Genomic DNA, 21,921 nt, shown 5'->3' with positions numbered 1-21,921 from the left:
ACTTCCCGTGATTTCCTCTCTCAAGTCCGCCTTCGGCGGCAAGCTGGCCCTGCCCTCGCTGCCGCCGCTGCTGCGCAACAACCTGCCGCTGATGCTCGGCCTGGCCGTGGCGCTCACCGCCGCCGTCATGATGTACCTGTGGCAGGACCAGTCCAGCTACAAGCCGGTGTTCGGCGCGCGCGAAAAAGTCGTCGCCGCCGACATGATGACCGTGCTCGAAGCCGAGCAGATTCCTTATCGCATCCATCCCGAGAGCGGCCAGGTGATGGTGCCGGCGTCGGCGCTGGGCAAGGTGCGCATGCTGCTGGCCGCCAAGGGCGTGACCGCCCAGCTGCCGGCCGGCCTGGAACTGATGGACCGCAACGATCCGCTGGGCGTGTCGCAGTTCGTGCAGGACGTGCGCTTCCGGCGCGGCCTGGAAGGCGAGCTGGCGCAAAGCATCCTGACCATGGACGCCATCGCTTCGGCCCGGGTTCACCTGGCGATCGCCAAGACCAGCTCCTTCGTGACCGCCAATACCGATGGCAACTCGGCCTCGGTGATGGTCTCGGTGAAGCCCGGCCGCGCGCTGTCGAACGAACAGGTGGCGGCGATCGTCAACCTGGTCTCGGGCAGCGTGCCAGGCCTTCAGCCGCAGCGCGTGTCGCTGGTCGACCAGGCCGGCAACCTGCTGTCCTCGCGGGTCGACCTGGAGGATGGCTTCGAGGGCGCGACGCAGGGCGATGCAGCCTCGAAGCGCTACACCGACGAGGTGCGCGCCAATGTCAACGACCTGCTGGCGCCGATCCTGGGCGTGAACAACTACAAGCTCAGCGTCACCGCCGCGGTCGACAACGACCGCATCCAGGAGACCCAGGAAAAATACGGCGAAGCGCCGAAGGTCACCAGCGAAGCGATGCGCGAGGAGATGGAAAAGAACCGCATGACGGTGGGCGTGCCCGGCACCCTGTCGAACCGCGCGCCGGCGCCGGCCAACCCCGATGCGCTCGACACCGAGGCGCCGGGCGCGAACGACGATGACGGCAGCGCGCGCAAGAACGCCACCACCCGCCAGTACGCCTACGACCGCGCGATCACCCAGATCAAGCGCGAACGCGGCCGCCTCAAGAAGCTGTCGGTGGCGGTGGTGCTGAACAATGCCAGCGCCGCCAATGGTCAGGCCTGGACCGCGGCCGAGCTGGCCAACATCAAGACCATCCTGGCCGGCGGCCTGGGCATCGACGCCGCGCGCGGCGACGTGCTGGCCGTGTCGAGCCTGAGCTTCCCGGCCGCGCCGGTCGCCCAGGAATGGTGGCAGGAGCGCGACAACGTGGTCGACATGACCAGCTACGCCCTGTGGGCGCTGGGCGCGATCCTGGCTTACTTCCTGCTGGCGCGCCCGCTGCTGCGCGCTGTCACCACGCGCCTGGCGCCGCAGCAGCCGCCGCTGGCGCCGGCCACCGCGGCCCTGCCGGGCGCCCCCGGCGCCGCTGCTACGCCTGCCGGCGCGCTGCCGGCCGGCGTGGCCGCCCTCGGCGCGCCGGACGCCGCCACGGCCGCCAGCCCCGGCGCCGTGGTCCCGCTGCTCGAGAACTACGACCTGCCGCCGAGCGGTTCCGCGGTGGACGTCATGGTCGATCACCTGAAGATCCTGGCCGGCAAGGAGCCTGAGCGCGTTGCCGAAGTCGTCAAACAATGGGTACAGAAAAAACATGGCCGACCAGAATAATTACGAGGACGACGACGCCGTCGTCCTGAGCCCGGTCGAACAGGCCGCGATCGTGCTGCTGTCGATCGGCGAGGAGCAGGCTGCGGCCGTGCTGCGCTGCCTGGAACGGGACGAATTGATGGAACTGACCCAGGTCATGTCGCGCATGAGCGGCATCAAGGTCGATGCCGTCAAGTCGGCGCTCCAGTCCTTCTTCGACGACTACCGCCAGCAGAGCGGCCTGCACGGCGCCTCGCGCAGCTACCTCAAGCGCTCGCTCGACCTGGCGCTGGGCAGCGACATCGCCAACAGCGTGCTCAACACGATCTATGGCGATGCGATCCGCCCGAAGATGGCGCGCCTGCAATACGCGTCGCCGCGCTGGCTGGCCGAATTCGTCTCGAGCGAGCACGTGCAGATGCAGGCCGTGTTCCTGGCCTTCCTGCCGCCGGCGCTGGCTTCCCAGATCCTGGAGGCGCTGCCGGTCGAGGGCCGTGAGCTGGTATTGCTGAACATGGCGCGCCTCGACGAGATCGACCGCGACGTGCTGCACGAACTCGAAGAGCTGGTCCACCGCTGCCTGGCCGCGCTGGATACGCAAAGCGCCAGCGTGGAAGGCGTGCGCCAGGTCGCCGACATCCTCAACCGCCTGCAGGACAACCGCGCCGGCATGGTCGAACTGCTGCGCGCCCACGATCCGGAAGTGGTGTCGCAGATCGAGATGTCGATGTACGACTTCTTCATCCTGTCGCGCCAGACCGAACAGGTCATCACCCGCCTGCTCGACGACGTGCCGCTGGAACAGTGGGCGATCGCGCTCAAGGGCGCCGAGGCGCCGCTGCGCGACGCCATCCTGGCCGCGATGCCACGCCGCCAGGCCCAGAGCTTCGAAGACCTGATGCGCCGTTCGGGCCCGGTCCCGATGTCGCGCATCGAGCAGACCCGCCGCGAAATCATGGCCACCGTCAAGCAACTGGCCGACGCCGGCGAAATCGACATCCAGCTGTTTGCCGAGGCGACCGCGGAATGAAGCAGTTCAGGTCCTATCACTTCCCGCCGCTGCACCAGTTCGGCGCCGCGCGCCCGGCTGGCTCCAGCGGCGTGGGCTCGCAGGAAGAATGGCAGGGCGCCCTGGCCGACGGCTACCGCCAGGGCCAGCGCGAGGGCTATGAGGCCGGCCTCGACCAGGGCCGCGCCGAAGGCTATCCGCGCGGCGAGGCCGAAGGCCGCGAGCGCGGGATGGAAGAAGGCCGCGCCGTCGCGCTGGCGCGCTTCGACGAGCTGGCGCGCCCGGTCGAGGCCATGCTCCAGGGCCTGACCCAGCTGAAGGCCGACCTGCGCGCGGCCCAGCGCAACGAAGTCGTCGAACTGGTCGGCAAGATCGCACGCCAGGTGATCCGCGCCGAACTGGCGCTGCAGCCGGTGCAGCTGCTGGCCCTGGTGGAAGAAGCGCTGTCCGTGATGCCGCCTTCGCGCGACGAGGTCGAGGTTTTCCTCAACCCCGAAGAACTGCGCCGGGTGCAGGAACTCGATCCCAAGCGCGCGCGCACCTGGACCCTGCTGCCCGACCCGGCCCTGGAACCCGGCGAGTGCCGCGTGCGCTCGGGCGACAACGAGGTCGACGCTGGCTGCCAGGGCCGCCTGGCGGCGGTGATGGAGCAGGTCCATGAGCAGCTCATGATGGAAGAGCCGACGGCATGATGGCCCTGGCCGACAGTCTGCGCGCGGTCGACATCGGCGCGGTGCCGGTGGCGACGCCGACCGGGCGCCTGGTGGGCGCCCAGGGACTCCTGCTGGAGTCCGTCGGCTGCCGCCTGCACACCGGCCAGCGCTGCCGCATCGAGACCGTCGACGGCGAGTGGCTCGACGCCCAGGTGGTGGGCTTTCGCGACAAGGTTTCGTACCTGATGCCGTTCAAGAAGGCGACCGGCTTGTCCACCGGCGCGCGGGTGCTGCCCACGCCCGACAAGAGCGAACTGATGATCGGCCCTTCCTGGCTTGGCCGCATGGTCAACGGCCTGGGCGAGCCGATCGACGGCCTGGGCCGCCTTGGCGGCGACCAGCCGCTGTCGACCGCCCCGCCGCGCGTCAATCCGCTGAAGAAGGCGCCGGTCGAGGAGCCGCTCGACGTCGGCGTGCGCGCCATCAACGCCATGCTCACCATCGGCAAAGGGCAGCGCGTCGGCCTGATGGCCGGCTCCGGGGTCGGCAAGTCGGTGCTGCTGGGCCTGATCACGCGCCAGACCGTGGCCGACGTGATCGTGGTCGGCCTGATCGGCGAGCGTAACCGCGAGGTGCGCGAATTCGTCGAGCGCTCGCTCGGCCCCGAAGGCCTGAAACGCGCCGTACTGGTGGTGGCGCCGGCCGACGAAAGTCCGCTGATGCGCGTGATGGCGACCGAGATGTGCCACGCGGTCGCCGCCCACTTCCGCGACCGTGGCCTGAACGTATTGCTGCTGTGCGATTCGCTGACCCGCTATGCGATGGCGCTGCGCGAAGTGGCGCTGTCGCTCGGCGAGCCGCCGGCCACGCGCGGCTATCCGCCCTCGGTGTTTTCGAACATGCCACAGCTGGTCGAATCGGCCGGCAATGGCGAACACCCGCAAGGCAGCATGAGCGCCATCTATACGGTGCTGGCCGAGGGCGACGACCAGCAGGATCCGGTGGTGGACTCGGCGCGCGCGATCCTCGACGGTCACATCGTGCTGACCCGCGAACTGGCCGAGCGCGGCCACTATCCGGCGATCGACGTCGCCCAGTCGATCTCGCGCTGCATGGCCCAGGTGGTGTCGCAGGAGCACACGCTGGCCGCGCGCAAGCTGAAAGCCGCGATGGCGCGCCATGCGCGCGTGCGCGACCTGATTCCGCTCGGGGCCTATGTGCCGGGCGCCGATCCGGAAACCGACCGCGCGGTGCAGCTGCAGCCGCGGATCGAAGCCTTCCTGTGCCAGGGCACGCGCGAGGAAGCGCCGATGGATGGCTGCGTCGCCGCCCTGAAGGAGATGATGGCATGAAGCGCGAACAGACGATCCGGAGCCTGGACACCCTGGTGCAGCTGCGCTCGACCCAGGTCGACCGCCTGCAGGCCGATCTGGCCAGCCAGGAAGCGACCCGGGCGCGCTACCAGGTCAACCTGGAGCGCCTGGCGCGGCTGGCCGAAGGCAGCGGCGCGTCCGGCGCCAGGCTGGCGCTCAACCCGGCGCTGGCGCTGAACTGCGGCGCCTACAAGCAGGGCGTGCTGGCGCTGGCCGACAGCCATCGCGTCGACCTGTCGCTGCACGAAGCGAACATGGCGGTGGCGCAGGGCCGCCTGAAGGACGCCTGGGTGCGGCGCGAGCTGCTGGGCAAGGTGCTGGTGCGCGAGCAGGATGCGCTGGCAATCGAACAAGAGCGCGCCACCAGAAAGCGCGAAGACGACGTCGCCACGCAATCGTGGATGGCTGGAAAAACGGGCGGCCTGGCCGCAGCATGAACGACCCATACGAATAAACCAAGGAGCAATTCATGGCAACTGCAATCACGGCACCATCCTACGATCCGATTCCGACCGCGAACGATCTGGCCGACAAGTACATCGCGTCGCGCCAGTCCATCCTGAACGCGCAGAAGGCGGCCGCCAATGCCGCCGAAAAAGGCCTGTCCGACCTGGGTTCGGCGCTGACCTCGTTCCAGACCAGCCTGGCCGCGCTTACCGGCCTGAACAAGACTGTGTATGCGCAGTCGGCAACCTTCGGCGACACCACCATCGGCAGCGCCACCGCCACCGCCACCGCCGCGGCCGGCACCTATTCCTTCTTCGTCAAGCAACTGGCCGCCGCCAGCCAGGTGTCGTATGCCGGCTTGGGCAACGCCACCAATGTCAGCGGCAAGCTGACCATTGAAATGGGCGGCGCCAGCGGGACGTCCTTCGAGGTCGACCTGGGCGCCACACCCCGCGATCTGACCCCACGCGAACTGGCGACCGCGATCAACAGCGCCCAGGGCAACGCCGGCAAGGTGATGGCCTCGGTGGTCAATACCGGCAACGGCACCTCGGAGCTGGTGCTCACGGCCAAGGACACCGGCCTGGCTTCGAAGATCACGGTCGATGCCTCCAACCTGCAAGGCACGCTCACCGCCGGCACGCTCGCCGACAAGTTCGACGCCGCCAACCTGCGCACGGTGGTCGCGGCGTCCGATGCCGAAATCCATGTCGGCGCCGAAGGCGGGACCCCGATTATCCAGGCCAGCAACATCTTCACCGCCATCGATGGCGTCAAGATGACCTTCACCAAGGCCCAGGCCAGCGGCGACGCGGCGGTCAGCTTGACCGTGGCGCCGGACGACAAGGGCACCATCGCCAATGTCCAGGCTTTCGTCGATGCCTTCAACAAGCTCAAGGGTACCCTGACCAAGTTAACCGCCGGCAACGACCCTGCCACCGCGGCCGACGACGGCGCCTTTGCCCGCGACAGCGGCGTGCGCGCGCTGAGCGATCGACTGGCGGCCCTGCTGCGTCCGGGCACCGGCGAATCGCTGGCCACCTACGGCATCATCGCCACCCGCAGCGGCACCCTCGAAGTGAACACCGATCGCCTTCTGGCCCAGCTGGCGCGCAATCCGAACGGCCTGGATGCCGTGATCGGTTCGGCCTCGATCAGCGCCCCGACCGGCATCGCCGGTGAGCTCGACAAGTACGTGAAGACCTGGAGCAACGGCGTCGACGGGCAGATCAAGCTGCGCCGCGACCAGAACGGCATCAAGCAAGCCCGGATGACCGATCGCCAGGCCACGCTCGACATGCAGCACAAGTCGGCCTACGACCGCTACCTGCGCCAGTTCACGCAACTGCAAGCCATGCAGGGCGTCATGAACCATAACGTGTCGCTGTTCGACGCCCTGTTCGGCAACAGCAAAGACTAAACGAAAGCCAGACATCATGTCCTATCAGGAAGCCTACGGCAGCTACCACGCCGTCAACCTGGACGCGCAGACCTCGCGCGCCTCGCCGGTGGAGCTGGTCCTGCTGCTGACCGACGGCCTGCTCGACGAGCTGGCGCGCGCCCGCGCCCATATCGTCGCGCGCCGTTACGAAGCCAAGGCGATCAGCATCGACAAATGCATCGAGATCATCAATGGTCTGTCGAGCTCGCTCGACTTCGACGGCGGCGGCGAGACCGTGGCCAACCTGGCCAATATCTATGAATTCTGCGCCGCCCGCCTGCACGGCGCCGGGATCAAGCTCGACCCCACCATGGTCGATGATGTGATCGGGGTGCTGACCACCATCCGCCAGGGCTGGAAAGGTGTACAGGAACGCAATGGATAGGACCGCCGCCATCGACGGCCTGGCCGGGCGCCTGAACGATGCCGCTACGCGCGCCGACTGGAGCCTGCTGGAGCTGGCCGTGCGCGAGCTGGGGCCGCAGGTGCAAACGCTGGCCGAGCGCGGCGCCTGGAACGAGCGCGAACGCGCCGCCCTGGCCGGCCTGCGCGCGGCCCACGATGGCGCCGCCAGCGCGGCCGCCGCCGCCACCACGCAGCTGCAAGCGCAGCTGGGCGAGATGCGCGACAACAAGGAAGGCTGGATAGCCTATGCCCTCGCGGGCGAACTCGAAGCAGGTAGCACCCAATAATGAATTTCTCCATGAACAGCGCGATGAATGCCATGAACGCCGTCGGCGCCAGCGCCGGCAAGGTCGCCGCGAACGGCGCGCCGCTCGGATCGGCCCCGGCCGCGATGCCCGGCGAGGGCGCGCTGCCGGGCGCGTTGCCTTCCCAGCTGTCGGCCCAGGTGATGCCGTTCCAGCAATGGATCACCGTCGATGGCGCGCCGTCGCTGGCCGACGCGACGCTGCCACCCGCCGCGACGCTGCCGCCCGACGCCGCCACGGCCGACGCCGCCGCGCCTGACGCCTCGCCGCGCGATCCAGCCGCCGCACAGCCGGACGACGCCGACGCCGCCTTGCCGCTCGACGCCGCGCTGGCCGCGATGACGCCGCAGGTTGTCCCGGCCGCATTGCCGGCCATGATGCTGGCCATGCCAGGCGCCAAACCGGGCGCCAGATTCAGCGCCGCCAATGACGGCGCCGCGCCTGCCGCACCTGTCGCTCCAGCCGTTCCAACCGCTCCAACCGCTCCAACTGCTCCAGCCACGCTGGCCGCCCCGGCCGCCGCCGCGACGCCGGAGGCGACTGTCGCGCCGGCGGCTGCGGCGATAGCGGCTGCGCCGGCCGCCGCCGCGATGGCGGCTGCGCCGCTGGCGCCCGATGCCGCGGCGCCGCAGGCCCGCAGCGCGGTCGACGGCCCGGTCCCGCTCCCGCTCCCGGCACTGCAGGCTGCTCCTCCCGCCGCACCACGCGGCGACGCCGCCGTGGCGCAGTCGCTGCCGGCCACCCCTACCCCGGCCACGGCCGCGCCGGCCGCGCCGTCGGCCGCCGCCCGTGACGCCGCGCCGGCCGACGGCGCCGACACCGCGCCCACGGCCACCAGCGCCACCAGCGCCGGCATCGCCGGCGCCGGCGCCCAGCCGGCCGCGGCGCGCGGCGCCGACAGCGTCGTCCTCGCCGGCCCGCCGACCGCCTGGCGCCAGACCCTGCAGGAAGCGCTGGGCGAGCGTCTCCAGCTGCAGCTCGGCCGCGGCGCGCAGCAGGCCACGATCCGCCTCGAGCCGCCGATGCTGGGCCGGATCGACATCTCGGTACGTCACAGCGGCGGCAACCTGGAAGTGTCCATCGCCGCCTCCAACGGCGAAGTGCTGCGCCAGCTGAACACGGTCAGCGACAGCCTGCGCAACGACCTGGCCGGCCGCCAGTACAGCAACGTCTCGGTCAGCGTCAGCGAGATCCCGCGCGCGCAATCGACCGCCCAGGCCGGCAACCAGCCGTCCGGCCAGCCCGGCGCCGATGCCCAGGGCCGCGGCCGCCAGCAGAGCGAGGAAGAACAGCGCCAGCGCGCGCCGGGCCTCGCCCTGAACGACGCCGGCGATGCCGGTTCCTTGTTTTCGATGAATAACCGCGACTAAGAAGACCATGAAAGCAAAACTGATCATCGCCTTTGCCGGGGTCGCCGTGGCCGCCGCCGCCGCCGCGGGCGGCGCCATGTGGTACATGACCCCGGCGCCCGCCGCGGGCGCCATGGCCAAGCCGGCCCCGGAAAAGAAGCCGACCAAGTACGTCACGCTGGACAAGGTGATCGTCATGCTGCGCCGCGCGCCGAACGAGCAGGCCGCGCACTACCTGTCGGTCGACCTGGTGCTGGCCACCACCCCGGCCGAAGAAAAGGAAGCCAAGGACCAGCTGCCGCTGCTGCGCTCGATCGCCGTCTCGGCGCTGTCGGCGCGCACCATGGCAGAAGCATCAAGCATGACGGTGGACCAGTATGCGGCCGAGCTGAACAAGGTTTTCAACGCCAACTATGAAAAGGAAAACCACATCAAGCCGTTTTCCGAAGTCATGGTCGGCAAGCTGATCATCGAGTGATGCACCATTTTGGGTGACCACGTGGCCTATATGACCGATTACCTCGACGTCGCCGCCGGCGGCGCCTGCGCCGAATATGGCGAGGCGCAAGCCGCCGCCATGAGCGCGCAGGACGAAGGCCGCCACCTGCTGGCCTACGCGCCGCTGGTCAAGCGCATCGCGCGCCAGCTCGGCAGCCAGGTGTCGGGCGCGGTCGGGCGCGAGGACATGGAACAGATCGGCCTGATGGGCCTGCTCGAAGCGCTGCGCCGCTACGGCCAGCCCGACACCGGCTTTTCGAGCTATGCGGCGCTGCGCGTGCGCGGCGCCATCCTCGACGAGCTGCGGCGCCAGGACTGGCGCCCGCGCGCCGTGCGCCAGGACAGCCACCGCCAGCGCGACGCCCTGCGCGCGCTGACCCGAAACCTGGGCCGCGAGCCGAACGAAAAGGAGGCGGCGCAGGCCCTGGGCCTTTCCGCCGAGGAGTATCAGCAATATTTGCTCGACGACAGCGCCGAGGAAATGCTGAGCTTTGACGAAGTGCTGCAGGACGCGGTCGCCGAAGCCCACCATACGCCCGGCCCGGAAGAACAGTTCATGGTGCGGCGCAGCCTGGAACAGGTGCTGACCGCCCTCAACGAAAAGGAGCAGCGCGTGATCCAGATGATCTACGAGTTCGAACTGAGCTACAAGGAAATCGCCGCCGTGCTCGACCTGTCCGACGCCCGCGTCTGCCAGCTCAACAAGAGTGCGCTGGCCAAGATGAAGGCCGCGCTCCAGCGCGACTGAACCGAATAACAGAAACGCCAGAAAGGCCCTACGTCATGCAGCAACTACTCGGTATCGCCATCGTGCTCGGCGCCGTCTTCGGCGGTTTCACGATGATGGGAGGCACATTCTCCGCAATCTTCCATCCGATCGAGATCCTGATCATCGGCGGCGCCGCCTTCGGCGCCCTGGTGCTGGGCAATCCGAGGCACGTGCTGGCCGAGATGGGCCACCAGCTCAAGAAGGTCGCGGCGCGCAAGAAGCACGATTCCGAATTCCAGCGCCAGCTGCTGCTCCTGATGTACGAGCTGCTGCAGACCGCCGCCGGCGGCCTGAAGGCCCTGGATGCGCACGTCGAGGCGCCCGCCGAAAGCCCGCTGTTCCAGCGCTATCCGCTGATCCTGGAAGAGCCGAAGCTGCTGGCCTTCATCGTCGACAACTTCCGCCTGATGGCCATGGGCAAAATCAACGCCCACGAGCTGGAAGGCGTGCTGGAGCAGGAACTGGAAGCCATCCATGAAGAGCTGACCCAGCCGTCGAAATCGCTGCAAAAGATCGCCGAGGCGATGCCGGGGTTCGGCATCCTGGCCGCGGTGCTGGGCATCGTGATGGCCATGTTCTCGGTCTCGGGCGGCGCCGATTCGGGCGAGATCGCCGAGAAAGTGGGCGCGGCCATGGTCGGCACCTTCATCGGCATCTTCTTCTGCTACGGCGTGCTGGAACCGCTGGCCAACCTGATGAAGCAGACCGTCAATTCGGATGCCTCGACCATGGAGACCGTCAAGGTGGTGCTGTGCACCCACGTGGCCGGCAAGCCAGCCCTGCTGGCGATCGACGCCGGGCGCCGCCTGATCCAGCTGAACACCAAACCCAGCTTCGCCCAGCTCGAACAGTGGATCAACGCCATGGGCGGCGAAGACGAATCGCAGAACAAGCGGCGCCGCGGCAGCGACCGCATGGCGGGGTAACACGTGTCGAAAACGAACGACAAGCACGAATCGACCATCGTCAAGCGCGGCGGCGGCAAGCACCAGCACGACGAGCACGGCGGCGCCTGGAAAGTGGCGTTCGCCGACTTCTGCCTGGCCCTGATGGCGCTATTCCTGGTGCTGTGGCTGATCGCGGCGCGCGAGCAGCAGAACCTGAAGGCGATCGTCAGCGACGCCACCAATGCCGGCATGCTCGAAGGCCAGGGCCAGAAGCCGGCCATCGCCACCGAGCCGAGCGGCAGCCTGATCGAACGCTTCGAAGTCCCGCGCACCGGCAATGCCGGCACCAGCCAGCCGGGCAGCCCGAGCGCGCCGCGCACCGCCTATGAAACCCCGGCCGACCTGGCCGCCCTGTCGAAGGCCCTGACCGAGCTGTCGGTGAACGCCGGCCTGGGCGCGAACCTGGCCACCGTCGTCACGCCCTACGGCTTGCGCGTGATGCTGCACGACACCGACAAGCAGGGCATGTTCATGCGCGGCAGCGCGCTGCCCACCGGCCGCTTCGCGCGCCTGCTGCAGAAGATGGGGCCGCTGTTCGCCCAGATGCGCAACCAGATGCTGATCGTCGGCCATACCGATTCGAGCCGCTACGCCAGCGCCGACAAGGGCGGCTATTCGAACTGGGCCTTGTCGACCGACCGCGCGCTGTCCGCGCGCGCGCAGCTGCTCGCCGGCGGCATGCAGACCTCCACCATTCTGCAGGTGGTCGGCATGGCCGACCGCGGTCCGCTGCATCCGGAAGACCCGCTGGGCGGCATGAACCGCCGCATCGAACTCCTGATCCTGACCAGCGCCCAGTCGCGCGCGGTGTCGAACATGTTCGGCGCCCCCGGCAGCAACGGCGTGGCGCTGGGCAGCGGCGCCACCGTCACCCTGCCGGACGCGACGGCGCTCGAAGAATTGCGCGGCCAATTGCCGAAAACGCCATGACGATCCAACCGAAATCCCGAGGTAACCGCATGAAAATCACCGGCTCATCCAACGGCGCCGTGGCCAGCGTCGCCAGTAGCGCCCAGACTGTGGCCGCGCCGGTCCAGGTCGCGCAGTTCCAGCCCGATTCATCGGCCGCGCCGGCCGCCGCCTTACAGTCCGAAGTGCTCAAACCCGCGGCCGAAGCGCTGCGCGCCATGCCCGACTTCGACGCCGCCCGCGTGGCCGAGCTGCGCGACGCACTGGCGCGCGGCGAGCTGCCGTTCGATCCGGGCCGCCTGGCCGGACTGATCCAGAAATTCCACGGGGGACGCTGATGACCACACTTACCCGCACCCAGGCCAATGCGCTGCTGCTCGAAGGCGTCCAGCGCGACCTGCACGAAGCAACCGCCATCCACGCCTTGCTGGAACGGCAGTTCGAGGCCGCCGTGCGCCACCGCAGCGTTGAACTGACCGCGCTGGCCGAAGACCTGGCGCCGCTGCTCGAGGCCATGGAGGGCCGCCGCCAGCAGCGCCTGCAGCTGGTGCGCGCCCTGCTCGGCCCGCAAGCCGCGATGGAACAATACGTCGCCAGCCTGGCCCAGCCCGCGCGTGCCACGTTCGAAGCCGCCTGGGCCGGGCTGGAAGCCATCGTGCGCACCTGCAAGGAAGCGACCACCCGCAACGGCCAGCTGCTGGCCGAGCAATATTCCGTCATGCAGCGCGTGCTGCACGGCGAGGACACCCTGTATGCGCCACGCTGATCTGTCCATCGCGCCGACCGCGGCCACGGCGGCGACCGCTTCGACCCGTCCGACCGCGGCCATCGGCGGCGGCGGCGAAGCCAGCTTCGGCCGCCTGTTCAGCGAACTGCAGGGCGAGGTGAACGCCTACATCCAGCACGGCGACCCGGATGGCGGCGCCGCCGGCGGCCTGAGCGCCGAAGGAGCCACGGTGCGCCTGCGCGCGCAAGGCGTGATCATGGGCGAGGAAGAGCGCAGCGACGATGCCGCCGCCGTCAGCGGCGGCGCGGCCGCCGACACGCCCGAGCAGCAGGCATTCCTGGACAGCATCGCCCCCTGGGCGCGCCAGGCCGCCAGACAACTCGGCGTGGCGCCGGAACTGGTGCAGGCCCACGCCGCCCTCGAATCGGGCTGGGGCCAGCGTCCGCTGCGCACCGCCGACGGCGCGAGCAGCCACAACCTGTTCGGAATCAAGGCCGGCGCCAGTTGGGAAGGCGCCGCCGGCGTGTCCACCACCACCGAATACGTGAACGGCGCCGCGCTCAAGACGCGCGAGCGTTTCCGCGCCTATCCGGACGCGGCCAGCGCCTTCCAGGATTATGCGCGCGTATTGACCGATAATCCGCGCTACCGCGCCGCCCTGAACACCGGCAACGACGCGCAGGCCTTCGCCCAGGGACTGGCGCGCGGCGGTTACGCGACCGATCCGGGCTACGCCGCCAAGCTGGCCCGCATCGCGGGCCGCCTGCAAGGAAACAGGGAATGACGGTCTATTCGCCCAGCGGCAGGTCGATCGGCTGCACGGCGCCGGCGCCCAGCACGCGCATGCGCACCACCTGGCCGCTGGCGCTGTTCTTGACCCGCACCACGGCGCCGCGCGCGCCGGCGTCGAGCGCCTCGCCCGCCATGCTGACCTCGATGCCGTCCTGGCGCGCGGTCATGACCACGGCGTCGCCGCGCTTGACCGCGATCGGCGCCACCAGCTGGCTGGCGCGCAGGACCTCGCCCGCGCGCAGGCTGCGCCGGCTCGACCGGCCGACCGCCTCCTCGGGCACGCCGACCGGATCGCGCAGGTTGGTGACGTCGCGCCGCTCGAAGGTGACGTCGGATTCGCCCAATGTCTGGTTGGCGGCCACCGGCGTCGCGGTGACCGCCACCAGCGCCGACATGCGCGCGCGCACCACGAAATCATGGCGCCAGCCTTGTCCGTCCGGGCAGCGCGCCACGAAGCGCATGCGCGCCGGCTGGCGCGTGTCGAGCGCTTCGACGCTCACGGGCCCCTTGCAGGCGGGCGCCGGACGACTGCTGGCGACGTCCAGGTCGAACTCGGGATCGCCCAGGCCGCTGGCCGCGGCGACCTTCTCGAGCTGCTCGCGCGCGACTTGTTCTATTTGCACGGAAAGAGTTTGCGCCGACCACGCTGTGGTGCACAACAGACAGGTTACAATACTTATTGTTGCCGTGCGGAAAGCAATCATTGGACAATACGGGTCAGGCAGAAAGATCCATTCTAACCAAGTTCACTGCAGTTCACCGGAGAATCGCCATGTCGATTAATTTCAAGGAAGCCCTCGGCGTCAGCGCTGACGCGCTCCAACTGCGCGCCGAGCGCACTCGCGTGCTGGCCGCAAACATCGCCAACGAAAGCACGCCCGGCTATACGGCGCGCGACATCGACTTCGCCAGCGTGATGCAGGGCCGGATGGATGCCGACGACGGCCTGCCTACCCTGTCCGAGGATGGCCCGTTGTTTCGTGTGCCCTACCACCCAAGCGCCGACGGCAATACCGTCGAGATCGGCGTAGAGCAGGCAGCGTTCTCGCAGAACGCTTCCGATTTCCAGACCAGCCTGACCTTCATCAACATGAAGCTGCGCGGCCTGAACAAAGCCATTTCCGGCCAATAAGGAGCGCTGAATGGGTTTCAAAGATATTTCCCTGATCGCCGGCTCGGCCATGGCGGCCCAGACCGTGCGCATGAACACGATTGCCAGCAACCTGGCCAACGCGAATGCCGTGGCTACCACCGAGGCCGAAGCCTACCGCGCAAGGAAGCCCGTGTTTTCCGCCGTGCTCGACGGCGAAGGCGTGGCCAAAGTGCAGGTGCTGGACGTGGTGCAGTCGAGCGAGCCGCTGCGCCGTCTGCACGAGCCGGACAATCCGCTGGCCGACGCCGATGGCATGGTGTTTTATGCCAACGTCAATGAAGTGGCCGAGATGGCCGACATGATGGCCGCGTCGCGCGCCTTCGAAACGAACGTCGAAGTCATGGGCCGCATCAAGTCGATGCAGCAGTCCCTGATCCGCATGGGAGAAAGCTGATCATGGTCACGACCAACAATAACTTCGGTTTCAGCAGCAATTACGCCAGCACCGGTACCGGCAACAGCCCGGTCAGCGCGCCGGTGAGCGAGAACAAGGACATGTTCACCAAGCTGCTGGTGGCGCAGATCCGCAACCAGGATCCGCTGGCGCCGTCCGATCCGGCCACCTTCGTGAACCAGCTGTCGCAGCTGTCGCAGACCGAGGCGCTGGAAAAGATGACCCAGACCACCGCCGCCAGCGCCGCCATGCTGCAGAGCCTGCAGGTGCTGGCGATGGGCGGCCAGGTCGGCAGCCAGGTCTCGGTCCAGACCGGCCGCATGGAACTGGGCGATGCGCCGGTCACCGGCAGTGTGCGCCTGGAAGGCGCCAGCACCCTCACCCACGTGGTCCTGACTGACGTTGCCGGCAGGCAGACCCGCATTGAACTGCCGCCGCACGGCATCGGCGGCCAGGCATTCACGCTCGACCCGGCCAAGCTTGGCCTGCCGGCCGGCAAGTACAGCATCGCCGCCGAAGCGTCGGACGGCACCAAGCCGGCGATCGAGATCAACGGCCGCCTGAACAGCGTGCGCCTCGACTCGACCGGCGGCATCCTGATGCAGGTGGCCGGCATTGGCGAAGTCGAGCCAGGCTGGATCACCGGTTTCAACGGCAAGAACACCTCCGCCGACCTGGCGTTGACCAACTAAACAAAGGATTCCCCCATGAGCTTCAATATCGCCCTGTCGGGCATCCAGGCCATCAACGAACAGCTGAACACCCTGTCGAACAATATCGCCAACGCCGGCACCTATGGCTTCAAGAGCAGCCGCGCCAATTTCGCGTCGGTGTACGCGGGCGACATGGCCAACGGCGTGCAGGTGGGCTCGCTGACCCAGAACATCGGCCAGAACGGTAGCCTGCAGACCACCGGCCGCGGCCTCGACGCCGCCATCCTCGGCCGCGGATTCTTCGCCAGCCGCGACGCCCAGGGTGTGGTCTCGTATTCGCGCGTCGGCATCTTCAACACCAATGTCGACGGTTACCTGGTCGACGCCACCGGCAACCGCGTGCAGGGCTATGGCGCCACCGTGAACGGCATCATGGGCACCATGGGCGACATCGCGATCCCGACCGGCCAGATCCCGGCGGTGGCCAGCACCCGAGTCGCCTATACCGGCAATATGTCGGCCGACTGGCAGACGCCGGCCCTGGCGTTCGACATGACCGACGCCAATACCTACAACATGGTCAAGCAATCGGTGGTCTACGACTCGCTCGGCAACCAGCACACCGTGTCGCAATACTTCGTCAAGACCACTCCGACGGACGTGGACGTGTACTACAGCGTCAACGGCGGCGCGACGGGCGCCGCGCATACGCTGACTTTCGACGTCAATGGCCAGATCACCGCCGGCGTCACCGGCCCGGCCATTGCCGTCCCGGCGCCAGGCGCGGCCCCGCTGGCGATCAACATCGACTACACCGCCACCACCAAGTTCGCCGGCGAAGCCACCACCACCACCAACCGCGCGAACGGCTACGCTTCGGGCACCTTCGTCGGCGTGGAACTGGCCGAGGACGGCTCGGTCGTCGCCAAGTACAGCAACGAACAGCAGCAGGTCGTGGGCACCGTGGCGATCGCCACCTTCGCGGACGAAGGCAGCCTGGCCCCGTCCAGCGACACCACCTGGGTCGCCAACGCCAGTTCCGGCGCGCCGCTGTACAGCACCCCGGGCTCCGGCCTGGCCGGCAAGCTGTCCAAGGGCTCGCTCGAAGGCTCGAACGTCGACATCACCTCGGAACTGGTCGGCCTGATGACTTCGCAGCGCAACTACCAGGCCAACTCGAAGGTGATCACCGCCGAGAACCAGATGATGCAGTCGCTGATGCAGGCACTGTAAGCACGGACCATGGACAAGTTCATCTTCACTGCCGTCAGCGGCGCCCAGCGTACCCTGCAAGCACAGCAGGTGCGCGCCAACAACCTGGCCAATGCCGACACCCCGGGCTTTCGCGCGAACATCGAACTGGCATCGAGCCAGGCCCTGGCCGGCTACGGCTACGACGACGTGCACCTGTCGCGCAGCGTGGCCGATGCCGTCTCGACCCGCAACGGCGCGGTGCGCGACACCGGCCGCGCGCTGGACGTCGCCGTCAACGGCAACGGCTACCTGGCGGTCGAATACGACAACGGCGAAGCCTATACCCGCGCCGGCGCGATCGACATCGATGCCAACGGCGCGCTGTCGGTCAATGGCCGCCCGCTGCTGGGCGAAGGCGGAGCGATCGTGCTGCCGCCGCACACCGCGGTCGACATCGCGGTCGACGGCACCATCTCGGTGATGCCCGAAGGCGGCACCATCACCCAGATCATCGACCGCCTGCGGCTGGTAAGCGCCGACGGCGCCCAGCTGGCCAAGAACGAGGCCGGCCTGATCGTCACGCGCGACGGCGCGCCGCTCGCGGCCGACCAGAACGTGACCGTGCGCGGCCGCGCCCTCGAGGGCAGCAACGTCTCGGCAGTGGAAGAGATGGTGGCCGTGATGAGCCTGAACCGCAGCTTCGAACTGCAGATGAAGATGTTCAAGGCCAGCGACAGCATGAACGAGTCGGGCAACCGCCTCATCGGCGCATAGCGCACAGCGCGACGCCACAACCAAACAGGGAGCAACCATGAATCCAGCAATGTGGATCAGCAAGACCGGCGTGCAGGCACAAGACGCCAAGCTGCAAGCCATCGCCAACAACCTGGCCAACGTCAACACCGTCGGCTTCAAGCGCGACCGCGTCGTGTTCGAAGACCTGTTCTACCAGGTCGACGCCCAGCCGGGCGCCCAGAACGCCGACAACACCGTCAACGGCGGCGTCCAGCTCGGCAACGGCGTGCGCGTGGTCGGCACCCAGAAAGCCTTCACCAATGGCAGCCTGCAGACCACCAGCCAGCCGCTGGACGTCGCCATCTCGGGCGCCGGCTTCCTGCAGGTGCTGCGTCCGAACGGCGAACCGGCCTTCACCCGCGCCGGCCAGCTCAAGGTCGACCCGAACGGCACGCTGACCAATGCCCAGGGCCTGGCCATCGTCCCGCAGATCACGATTCCGCAGAACGCCACCCGCGTCACCATCGGCGAAAACGGCGTGGTCTCGGTGAGCTTCGCCAACCAGCCCGATCCGCAGGAAATCGGCCAGATCAACCTGACCGCCTTCATCAACCCCACGGGCCTGCTGGCCCTGGGCGACAACCTGTTCCAGGAAACCGCCGCCAGCGGCGCGCCGAACGAAGGCCGTCCGGGCGACGCCGCCTTCGGCAGCCTGAAACAAGGCATGCTGGAAGGCTCGAACGTGCAGGTGGTCGAAGAGATGGTCGACATGATCGCCGCCCAGCGCACCTACGAAATGAACACCAAGGTGCTGTCGGCGGCCGACAATATGCTGCAATACCTGTCGCAGGCGGCGCGCTGATGAAAGCCCTGGCCGCCGTTCTCGGCATCGTCGTGCTGGCCGGCTGCGCCACGCCGGCGCAGGTCGCCATGCGCGAAGACGACGACGACCACATGCCGCTGCAGCGCATGGCGCGCGGCGGCGTCTCGGGCGGCGTGTTCACCGCCGACACCGTCTCGCTGACCTCGGACAGCCGCGCCTACCGCGTGGGCGACGCCGTCACCGTGATCCTGCAAGAGACGACCCAGGCCAGCAAGCGCGCCGGCACCAGCATCTCGAAGGGCTCGTCGATCGGCATCTCGCCGCTGGCCGCGCTGGGCAAGGTCTACGACAAGGTGGCGGTCGACATCACGGCCGACCGCGATTTCCAGGGCGACGCCACCAGCACCCAGCAGAATGCGCTGTCCGGCTCGCTGACCGTGATCGTGCAGGAAGTGCTGCCCAACGGCCTGTTGCGGGTGGCCGGAGAAAAGAACCTGATGCTGAACCAGGGCGAGGAATTCGTGCGCCTGAAGGGCTTCGTGCGCGCGGCCGACGTCGACGCAGACAACCGTGTGTCCTCGCTGCGCGTGGCCAATGCCCGCATCGCCTACTCGGCGCGCGGCGCGCTGGCCGACGCCAACCAGCCGGGCTGGCTGACGCGGTTCTTCAACAGCTCCCTGATGCCGTTCTGAGGACGATATGAACCTGCGCCAAAAGATTTCCCAGCTCGCTCCCCTGATGGTCGCCGCCGTCCTCGGATGCGCCATCCTGCCCGCCCAGGCCGCGCAAGCCCTGCGCAACCTGGTCAGCGTCGAAGGCGTGCGCGAGAACCCGCTGGTCGGCTATGGCCTGGTGGTCGGCCTGAACGGCTCGGGCGACTCGACCCAGGTCAGGTTCGCCAGCCAGTCGGTCATCAACATGCTCAAGCAGTTCGGCGTGCGCCTGCCGGAAGGCGAGGACGCCAAGAACAAGAACGTGGCGGCCGTCATGGTCTCGGCCACCTTCCCGCCCGGCTACCGCCGCGGCCAGAGCATCGACGTCACCGTTTCCTCGCTGGGCGACGCCAAGAGCCTGCGCGGCGGCACCCTGCTGCTGACCCAGCTGCGCGCGGCCGACAACGAAATCTACGCCCTGGCCCAGGGCAATGTGGTGGTCGGCGGCCTGAACGCCACCGGCCGCAGCGGTTCCTCGGTCACCGTCAACACCCCGACCGCCGGCCGGGTGCCGAACGGCGCCATGATCGAGCGCGAGATCGCGACCGACTTCGCGACCCGCCCGCAGGTGATGCTGCGCCTGCGCCAGCCGCATTTCGAGACCGCCACCAACGTGGTCAACGCGATCAACAAGCGCTACGGCCCGATCGCCACCACCCTGGACGGCACCAGCGTCGAAGTCATCGCCCCCGAGAACCCGACCGCGCGCGTCGCTTTTGTGGCCGCCCTGAGCGCGATGAGCGTGGAAGCCGGCATCGAAGTGCCGAAAGTCGTGTTCAACTCGCGCACCGGCACCGTCGTCATCGCCGACGGCCTGCGCGTGAAGGCGGCCGCCGTGACCCACGGCTCGCTCAAGGTGATCATCTCGGAGAGTTCGCGCGTCAGCCAGCCGGGCCCGTTCGCGCGCGGCCAGACCGCGGTGACGCCGGAATCGAAGCTGTCGGTCGACCAGGGTTCAGGCCAGATGTTCCGCTGGCCGCCCGGCGCGCGCCTGCAGACCATCATCGACACCGTGAACAGCCTGGGCGCCTCGCCCGACGACATCATGGCGATCCTGCAGGCCCTCGACCAGGCCGGCGCGATCGAAGGCGAACTGGTGGTGATCTGATGCGTATCGACGATCTTCGCAACGCCAGCCCGAGCGCGAACGCTGACGCCCCGGTCGCGCCGGCCGCGGACCAGCCCGACCCGGCCTACCTGGCGAAAGCCACCCAGGCCGCGGTCGAGTTCGAACGCTTCTTCGTGAGTCACATGCTGCGCACGATGCGTTCCTCGACCCGCGCGATGGCGGCCGAGGACAGCGTGTTCAATAACCGCGTCAACCAGGACATGCAGGACATGGCCGACGACTTGCTGGCCGGGAATATGGCCGGCCAGCGCGCCTTCGGCATCGCCGACGCCATCCTGCGCCAGCTGGTGCCGGGCGCCACCACCGGCAAGCGCTGAGGCCTGCCCGGCCTGCCGGGCACATCCGATTCATCGACCACTTAATAAACGGCAATAATTGGTCGCCCTATTAGGTTAACGCAGGTTAACCCTGTCTCGAGGACGTATTCGCACCATGACGATCATCAATAATGCCCTCACCGGCGCCCTCGCCGCCCAGCTCGCCCTGTCGGCCAGCAGCCAGAACATCGCCAACCTGCAGACCAAGGGCTATACCCGCCAGTCGGCGCTGTTGACGGCGGTCGGGCCGGACGCCAGCGGCCGCTCGGCCGGCAATGGCGTGCAAGTGACCTCGCTGCTGCGCTTCTCGGACAACTACAAGACCCAGGCGATGTGGCGCGCCAATTCGGAACAGGGCATGTATTCGCAGTCGCAGCCCTACCTGACCCAGCTCGAGAGCGTGATGGGCGACGCCTCGGCCAGCCTGTCGGCCGGCATCGACGACTTCTTCAAGGCGGTCAATGCGGTGGCCGGCGACCCCGGCTCGACCCCGCTGCGCCAGCAGGTCCTGACTGCGGCCGGCCTGATGGGCGAGCGCTTCAACGGCCTGAACAACGTCTTCAACTCGCAACTGACCTCGGTGCGCCAGCAGCGCAGCGCCCTGGTCGACGCGGCCAACGTCGATATCGCCACCATCGCCCGCCTGAACCGGCAGATCATCGAAACCCAGGCCGGCGGCGTGTCGGCCTCGAGCCTGATCGATGCGCGCGACCAGGCGATCGACGACCTGTCGTCCAAGATGGCGCTGGAAGTATCGGACAACGGCGACGGCAGCCGCGACGTCTCGCTCAAGAGCGGACAGGCGCTGGTGATCGGCAGCATGCACGGCAAGCTCAAAGCCGCGCCGACCGCCACGTCGCCGCAAGCGTTCTCGATCACCTTCGCCAGTTCGACCTTCGCGCTCGACGCCAGCAAGATGGGCGGCCAGCTCGGCGGCCTGACCCAGTTCGAGATCAATACCCTGCTCCCGCTGCAGCAAGACGTCGCCGCGCTGGCCGAGGAGATCGCCAACCGCGTCAACACCCAGCTGACGCTGGGCTACAACGCGCCCGGCGCCACGCCGAACGGCGTCCCCCTGTTCGTTTATACCCCGGGCAGCGGTTCGGACATGCTCAAGACGGTCGCCGGCTTCAAGGCCCAGGACCTGGCCTTTTCGAGCGACGGCACGCCGGGCGACACCGGCAACCTGCAGCAGCTGGCCGCGCTCAAGGGCCAGTCGATCCCCCTGCCGGGCATCGGCAGCGTGCTGCTGAGCGACGCCGACAGCCAGATGCTGGGCAAGCTGGCCGTGGACAGCAAGATCAACAGGGCCGCCCTGAAGACCACCGAGACCGTGCGCGTCCAGTCGATCAACGACTGGCAGTCGACCAGCGGCGTCAACGAAGACGAAGAAGCGGTCAAGCTGGTCGAGTTCCAGCGCATGTACCAGGCCAACATGCAGGTGATCTCGATCGCCAACTCGCTGTTCGACGCCACCCTGGCGATGATGGCTTAAGGAG

Annotated in this window: 27 protein-coding genes; 26 read left to right on the top strand and 1 reads right to left on the bottom strand. The window is 68.2% G+C overall.

Annotation, left to right across the window (positions count from 1 at the left end):
• The first annotated feature begins 7 nt into the window (after positions 1 to 7).
• The 16 genes from fliF to flgJ are packed head-to-tail and all read left to right on the top strand — an operon-like array spanning position 8 to position 13,303.
• Positions 8 to 1,708: a flagellar basal-body MS-ring/collar protein FliF gene (fliF, locus tag ACZ9AQ_RS12075; RefSeq protein WP_429206376.1), complete on the top strand. Its 1,701-nt coding sequence runs from the start codon at positions 8 to 10 to the stop codon at positions 1,706 to 1,708.
• Entirely contained in the window at positions 1,692 to 2,717 is a 1,026-nt protein-coding gene (locus ACZ9AQ_RS12070; RefSeq protein WP_429206375.1) for a FliG C-terminal domain-containing protein, read from the top strand. The genes fliF and ACZ9AQ_RS12070 overlap by 17 nt, the downstream gene beginning before the upstream one ends.
• Entirely contained in the window at positions 2,714 to 3,388 is a 675-nt protein-coding gene (fliH, locus tag ACZ9AQ_RS12065) for a flagellar assembly protein FliH (RefSeq protein WP_429206374.1), read from the top strand. Before ACZ9AQ_RS12070 ends, fliH begins: the two co-directional genes overlap by 4 nt.
• The gene (gene fliI, locus ACZ9AQ_RS12060; RefSeq protein ID WP_429206373.1) at positions 3,385 to 4,701 is read left to right on the top strand and encodes a flagellar protein export ATPase FliI; all 1,317 of its coding nucleotides are present in this window, start codon (positions 3,385 to 3,387) and stop codon (positions 4,699 to 4,701) included. The genes fliH and fliI overlap by 4 nt, the downstream gene beginning before the upstream one ends.
• Positions 4,698 to 5,159, top strand: a complete 462-nt coding sequence (locus ACZ9AQ_RS12055) for a flagellar export protein FliJ (RefSeq protein ID WP_429206372.1) — start codon at positions 4,698 to 4,700, stop codon at positions 5,157 to 5,159. Before fliI ends, ACZ9AQ_RS12055 begins: the two co-directional genes overlap by 4 nt.
• 32 nt (positions 5,160 to 5,191) lie before the next feature.
• Positions 5,192 to 6,589 carry a flagellar filament capping protein FliD gene (fliD, locus tag ACZ9AQ_RS12050; protein WP_429206371.1) on the top strand — a complete coding sequence of 466 codons (1,398 nt, stop codon included), beginning with the start codon at positions 5,192 to 5,194 and terminating at the stop codon, positions 6,587 to 6,589.
• A gap of 16 nt (positions 6,590 to 6,605) precedes the next feature.
• Positions 6,606 to 6,995 (top strand): flagellar export chaperone FliS, encoded by a 390-nt coding sequence (gene fliS / locus ACZ9AQ_RS12045; protein WP_429206370.1) that lies wholly within the window; start codon positions 6,606 to 6,608, stop codon positions 6,993 to 6,995.
• Positions 6,988 to 7,302 carry a hypothetical protein gene (locus ACZ9AQ_RS12040; protein WP_429206369.1) on the top strand — a complete coding sequence of 105 codons (315 nt, stop codon included), beginning with the start codon at positions 6,988 to 6,990 and terminating at the stop codon, positions 7,300 to 7,302. Before fliS ends, ACZ9AQ_RS12040 begins: the two co-directional genes overlap by 8 nt.
• A gap of 11 nt (positions 7,303 to 7,313) precedes the next feature.
• Entirely contained in the window at positions 7,314 to 8,690 is a 1,377-nt protein-coding gene (locus ACZ9AQ_RS12035; protein WP_429206368.1) for a flagellar hook-length control protein FliK, read from the top strand.
• 7 nt (positions 8,691 to 8,697) lie between these two features.
• Complete coding sequence (locus tag ACZ9AQ_RS12030; RefSeq protein WP_429206367.1) at positions 8,698 to 9,147, top strand: flagellar basal body-associated FliL family protein; 450 nt, start codon at positions 8,698 to 8,700, stop codon at positions 9,145 to 9,147.
• A gap of 30 nt (positions 9,148 to 9,177) precedes the next feature.
• The gene (locus tag ACZ9AQ_RS12025; RefSeq protein WP_429206366.1) at positions 9,178 to 9,915 is read left to right on the top strand and encodes a FliA/WhiG family RNA polymerase sigma factor; all 738 of its coding nucleotides are present in this window, start codon (positions 9,178 to 9,180) and stop codon (positions 9,913 to 9,915) included.
• Positions 9,916 to 9,950: 35 nt separating this feature from the next.
• Positions 9,951 to 10,862: a flagellar motor stator protein MotA gene (gene motA, locus ACZ9AQ_RS12020; protein WP_429206365.1), complete on the top strand. Its 912-nt coding sequence runs from the start codon at positions 9,951 to 9,953 to the stop codon at positions 10,860 to 10,862.
• A 3-nt stretch (positions 10,863 to 10,865) separates the two neighbouring features.
• Positions 10,866 to 11,813, top strand: a complete 948-nt coding sequence (locus ACZ9AQ_RS12015; RefSeq protein WP_429206364.1) for a flagellar motor protein MotB — start codon at positions 10,866 to 10,868, stop codon at positions 11,811 to 11,813.
• 29 nt (positions 11,814 to 11,842) lie between these two features.
• Positions 11,843 to 12,130 carry a flagellar biosynthesis anti-sigma factor FlgM gene (gene flgM / locus ACZ9AQ_RS12010; RefSeq protein ID WP_429206363.1) on the top strand — a complete coding sequence of 96 codons (288 nt, stop codon included), beginning with the start codon at positions 11,843 to 11,845 and terminating at the stop codon, positions 12,128 to 12,130.
• Positions 12,130 to 12,558 carry a flagellar export chaperone FlgN gene (gene flgN / locus ACZ9AQ_RS12005; RefSeq protein WP_429206362.1) on the top strand — a complete coding sequence of 143 codons (429 nt, stop codon included), beginning with the start codon at positions 12,130 to 12,132 and terminating at the stop codon, positions 12,556 to 12,558. Before flgM ends, flgN begins: the two co-directional genes overlap by 1 nt.
• On the top strand, positions 12,545 to 13,303 hold the full coding sequence (flgJ, locus tag ACZ9AQ_RS12000) for a flagellar assembly peptidoglycan hydrolase FlgJ (RefSeq protein ID WP_429206361.1): 759 nt from the start codon (positions 12,545 to 12,547) through the stop codon (positions 13,301 to 13,303). The genes flgN and flgJ overlap by 14 nt, the downstream gene beginning before the upstream one ends.
• 4 nt (positions 13,304 to 13,307) lie before the next feature.
• On the opposite strand, the gene flgA is transcribed toward flgJ, so the two are convergent.
• Positions 13,308 to 13,934, bottom strand: coding sequence for a flagellar basal body P-ring formation chaperone FlgA (gene flgA, locus ACZ9AQ_RS11995; protein ID WP_429206360.1), 627 nt, complete (start codon positions 13,932 to 13,934; stop codon positions 13,308 to 13,310).
• A 149-nt stretch (positions 13,935 to 14,083) separates the two neighbouring features.
• Here flgA and ACZ9AQ_RS11990 point away from each other — a divergent pair, with 149 nt between their 5' ends.
• The 10 genes from ACZ9AQ_RS11990 (at position 14,084) to flgK (ending at position 21,917) form a co-directional block, all read left to right on the top strand.
• Complete coding sequence (locus ACZ9AQ_RS11990; protein WP_429206359.1) at positions 14,084 to 14,443, top strand: flagellar basal body protein; 360 nt, start codon at positions 14,084 to 14,086, stop codon at positions 14,441 to 14,443.
• A gap of 10 nt (positions 14,444 to 14,453) precedes the next feature.
• Entirely contained in the window at positions 14,454 to 14,858 is a 405-nt protein-coding gene (gene flgC / locus ACZ9AQ_RS11985) for a flagellar basal body rod protein FlgC (protein ID WP_429206358.1), read from the top strand.
• 2 nt (positions 14,859 to 14,860) lie between these two features.
• Positions 14,861 to 15,550: a flagellar hook capping FlgD N-terminal domain-containing protein gene (locus ACZ9AQ_RS11980; RefSeq protein ID WP_429206357.1), complete on the top strand. Its 690-nt coding sequence runs from the start codon at positions 14,861 to 14,863 to the stop codon at positions 15,548 to 15,550.
• A 15-nt stretch (positions 15,551 to 15,565) separates the two neighbouring features.
• Positions 15,566 to 16,744, top strand: a complete 1,179-nt coding sequence (locus ACZ9AQ_RS11975; protein WP_429206356.1) for a flagellar hook protein FlgE — start codon at positions 15,566 to 15,568, stop codon at positions 16,742 to 16,744.
• A gap of 9 nt (positions 16,745 to 16,753) precedes the next feature.
• Positions 16,754 to 17,479 (top strand): flagellar basal body rod protein FlgF, encoded by a 726-nt coding sequence (locus tag ACZ9AQ_RS11970; RefSeq protein ID WP_429206355.1) that lies wholly within the window; start codon positions 16,754 to 16,756, stop codon positions 17,477 to 17,479.
• A gap of 37 nt (positions 17,480 to 17,516) precedes the next feature.
• Positions 17,517 to 18,302, top strand: a complete 786-nt coding sequence (flgG, locus tag ACZ9AQ_RS11965) for a flagellar basal-body rod protein FlgG (protein WP_429206354.1) — start codon at positions 17,517 to 17,519, stop codon at positions 18,300 to 18,302.
• Positions 18,302 to 18,955, top strand: coding sequence for a flagellar basal body L-ring protein FlgH (gene flgH, locus ACZ9AQ_RS11960; protein ID WP_429206353.1), 654 nt, complete (start codon positions 18,302 to 18,304; stop codon positions 18,953 to 18,955). Before flgG ends, flgH begins: the two co-directional genes overlap by 1 nt.
• A gap of 7 nt (positions 18,956 to 18,962) precedes the next feature.
• Positions 18,963 to 20,084, top strand: coding sequence for a flagellar basal body P-ring protein FlgI (locus ACZ9AQ_RS11955; RefSeq protein ID WP_429206352.1), 1,122 nt, complete (start codon positions 18,963 to 18,965; stop codon positions 20,082 to 20,084).
• Positions 20,084 to 20,422, top strand: coding sequence for a rod-binding protein (locus tag ACZ9AQ_RS11950; protein WP_429206351.1), 339 nt, complete (start codon positions 20,084 to 20,086; stop codon positions 20,420 to 20,422). The genes ACZ9AQ_RS11955 and ACZ9AQ_RS11950 overlap by 1 nt, the downstream gene beginning before the upstream one ends.
• A 115-nt stretch (positions 20,423 to 20,537) precedes the next feature.
• On the top strand, positions 20,538 to 21,917 hold the full coding sequence (flgK, locus tag ACZ9AQ_RS11945) for a flagellar hook-associated protein FlgK (RefSeq protein WP_429206350.1): 1,380 nt from the start codon (positions 20,538 to 20,540) through the stop codon (positions 21,915 to 21,917).
• Positions 21,918 to 21,921 lie beyond the last annotated feature (4 nt).

Source organism: Massilia sp. UYP34 (genome assembly GCF_056279385.1).
This window is presented reverse-complemented; position numbering and strand designations above follow the sequence as displayed.

Bases quoted from the DNA above. Each gene is read 5' to 3' on its own strand.
- ACZ9AQ_RS11980 (WP_429206357.1), top strand. From the start codon at position 14,861: ATGGTCACGACCAACAATAACTTCGGTTTCAGCAGCAATTACGCCAGC.
- ACZ9AQ_RS12070 (WP_429206375.1), top strand. From the start codon at position 1,692: ATGGCCGACCAGAATAATTACGAGGACGACGACGCCGTCGTCCTGAGC.
- flgH (WP_429206353.1), top strand. From the start codon at position 18,302: ATGAAAGCCCTGGCCGCCGTTCTCGGCATCGTCGTGCTGGCCGGCTGC.
- ACZ9AQ_RS11955 (WP_429206352.1), top strand. From the start codon at position 18,963: ATGAACCTGCGCCAAAAGATTTCCCAGCTCGCTCCCCTGATGGTCGCC.
- motA (WP_429206365.1), top strand. From the start codon at position 9,951: ATGCAGCAACTACTCGGTATCGCCATCGTGCTCGGCGCCGTCTTCGGC.
- ACZ9AQ_RS11990 (WP_429206359.1), top strand. From the start codon at position 14,084: ATGTCGATTAATTTCAAGGAAGCCCTCGGCGTCAGCGCTGACGCGCTC.
- ACZ9AQ_RS11970 (WP_429206355.1), top strand. From the start codon at position 16,754: ATGGACAAGTTCATCTTCACTGCCGTCAGCGGCGCCCAGCGTACCCTG.
- ACZ9AQ_RS11975 (WP_429206356.1), top strand. From the start codon at position 15,566: ATGAGCTTCAATATCGCCCTGTCGGGCATCCAGGCCATCAACGAACAG.
- ACZ9AQ_RS12030 (WP_429206367.1), top strand. From the start codon at position 8,698: ATGAAAGCAAAACTGATCATCGCCTTTGCCGGGGTCGCCGTGGCCGCC.
- flgK (WP_429206350.1), top strand. From the start codon at position 20,538: ATGACGATCATCAATAATGCCCTCACCGGCGCCCTCGCCGCCCAGCTC.
- ACZ9AQ_RS12035 (WP_429206368.1), top strand. From the start codon at position 7,314: ATGAACAGCGCGATGAATGCCATGAACGCCGTCGGCGCCAGCGCCGGC.
- fliH (WP_429206374.1), top strand. From the start codon at position 2,714: ATGAAGCAGTTCAGGTCCTATCACTTCCCGCCGCTGCACCAGTTCGGC.
- ACZ9AQ_RS12025 (WP_429206366.1), top strand. From the start codon at position 9,178: ATGACCGATTACCTCGACGTCGCCGCCGGCGGCGCCTGCGCCGAATAT.
- fliD (WP_429206371.1), top strand. From the start codon at position 5,192: ATGGCAACTGCAATCACGGCACCATCCTACGATCCGATTCCGACCGCG.
- fliI (WP_429206373.1), top strand. From the start codon at position 3,385: ATGATGGCCCTGGCCGACAGTCTGCGCGCGGTCGACATCGGCGCGGTG.
- ACZ9AQ_RS11950 (WP_429206351.1), top strand. From the start codon at position 20,084: ATGCGTATCGACGATCTTCGCAACGCCAGCCCGAGCGCGAACGCTGAC.
- fliS (WP_429206370.1), top strand. From the start codon at position 6,606: ATGTCCTATCAGGAAGCCTACGGCAGCTACCACGCCGTCAACCTGGAC.
- flgM (WP_429206363.1), top strand. From the start codon at position 11,843: ATGAAAATCACCGGCTCATCCAACGGCGCCGTGGCCAGCGTCGCCAGT.
- flgJ (WP_429206361.1), top strand. From the start codon at position 12,545: ATGCGCCACGCTGATCTGTCCATCGCGCCGACCGCGGCCACGGCGGCG.
- flgN (WP_429206362.1), top strand. From the start codon at position 12,130: ATGACCACACTTACCCGCACCCAGGCCAATGCGCTGCTGCTCGAAGGC.
- flgC (WP_429206358.1), top strand. From the start codon at position 14,454: ATGGGTTTCAAAGATATTTCCCTGATCGCCGGCTCGGCCATGGCGGCC.
- ACZ9AQ_RS12055 (WP_429206372.1), top strand. From the start codon at position 4,698: ATGAAGCGCGAACAGACGATCCGGAGCCTGGACACCCTGGTGCAGCTG.
- flgG (WP_429206354.1), top strand. From the start codon at position 17,517: ATGAATCCAGCAATGTGGATCAGCAAGACCGGCGTGCAGGCACAAGAC.
- ACZ9AQ_RS12040 (WP_429206369.1), top strand. From the start codon at position 6,988: ATGGATAGGACCGCCGCCATCGACGGCCTGGCCGGGCGCCTGAACGAT.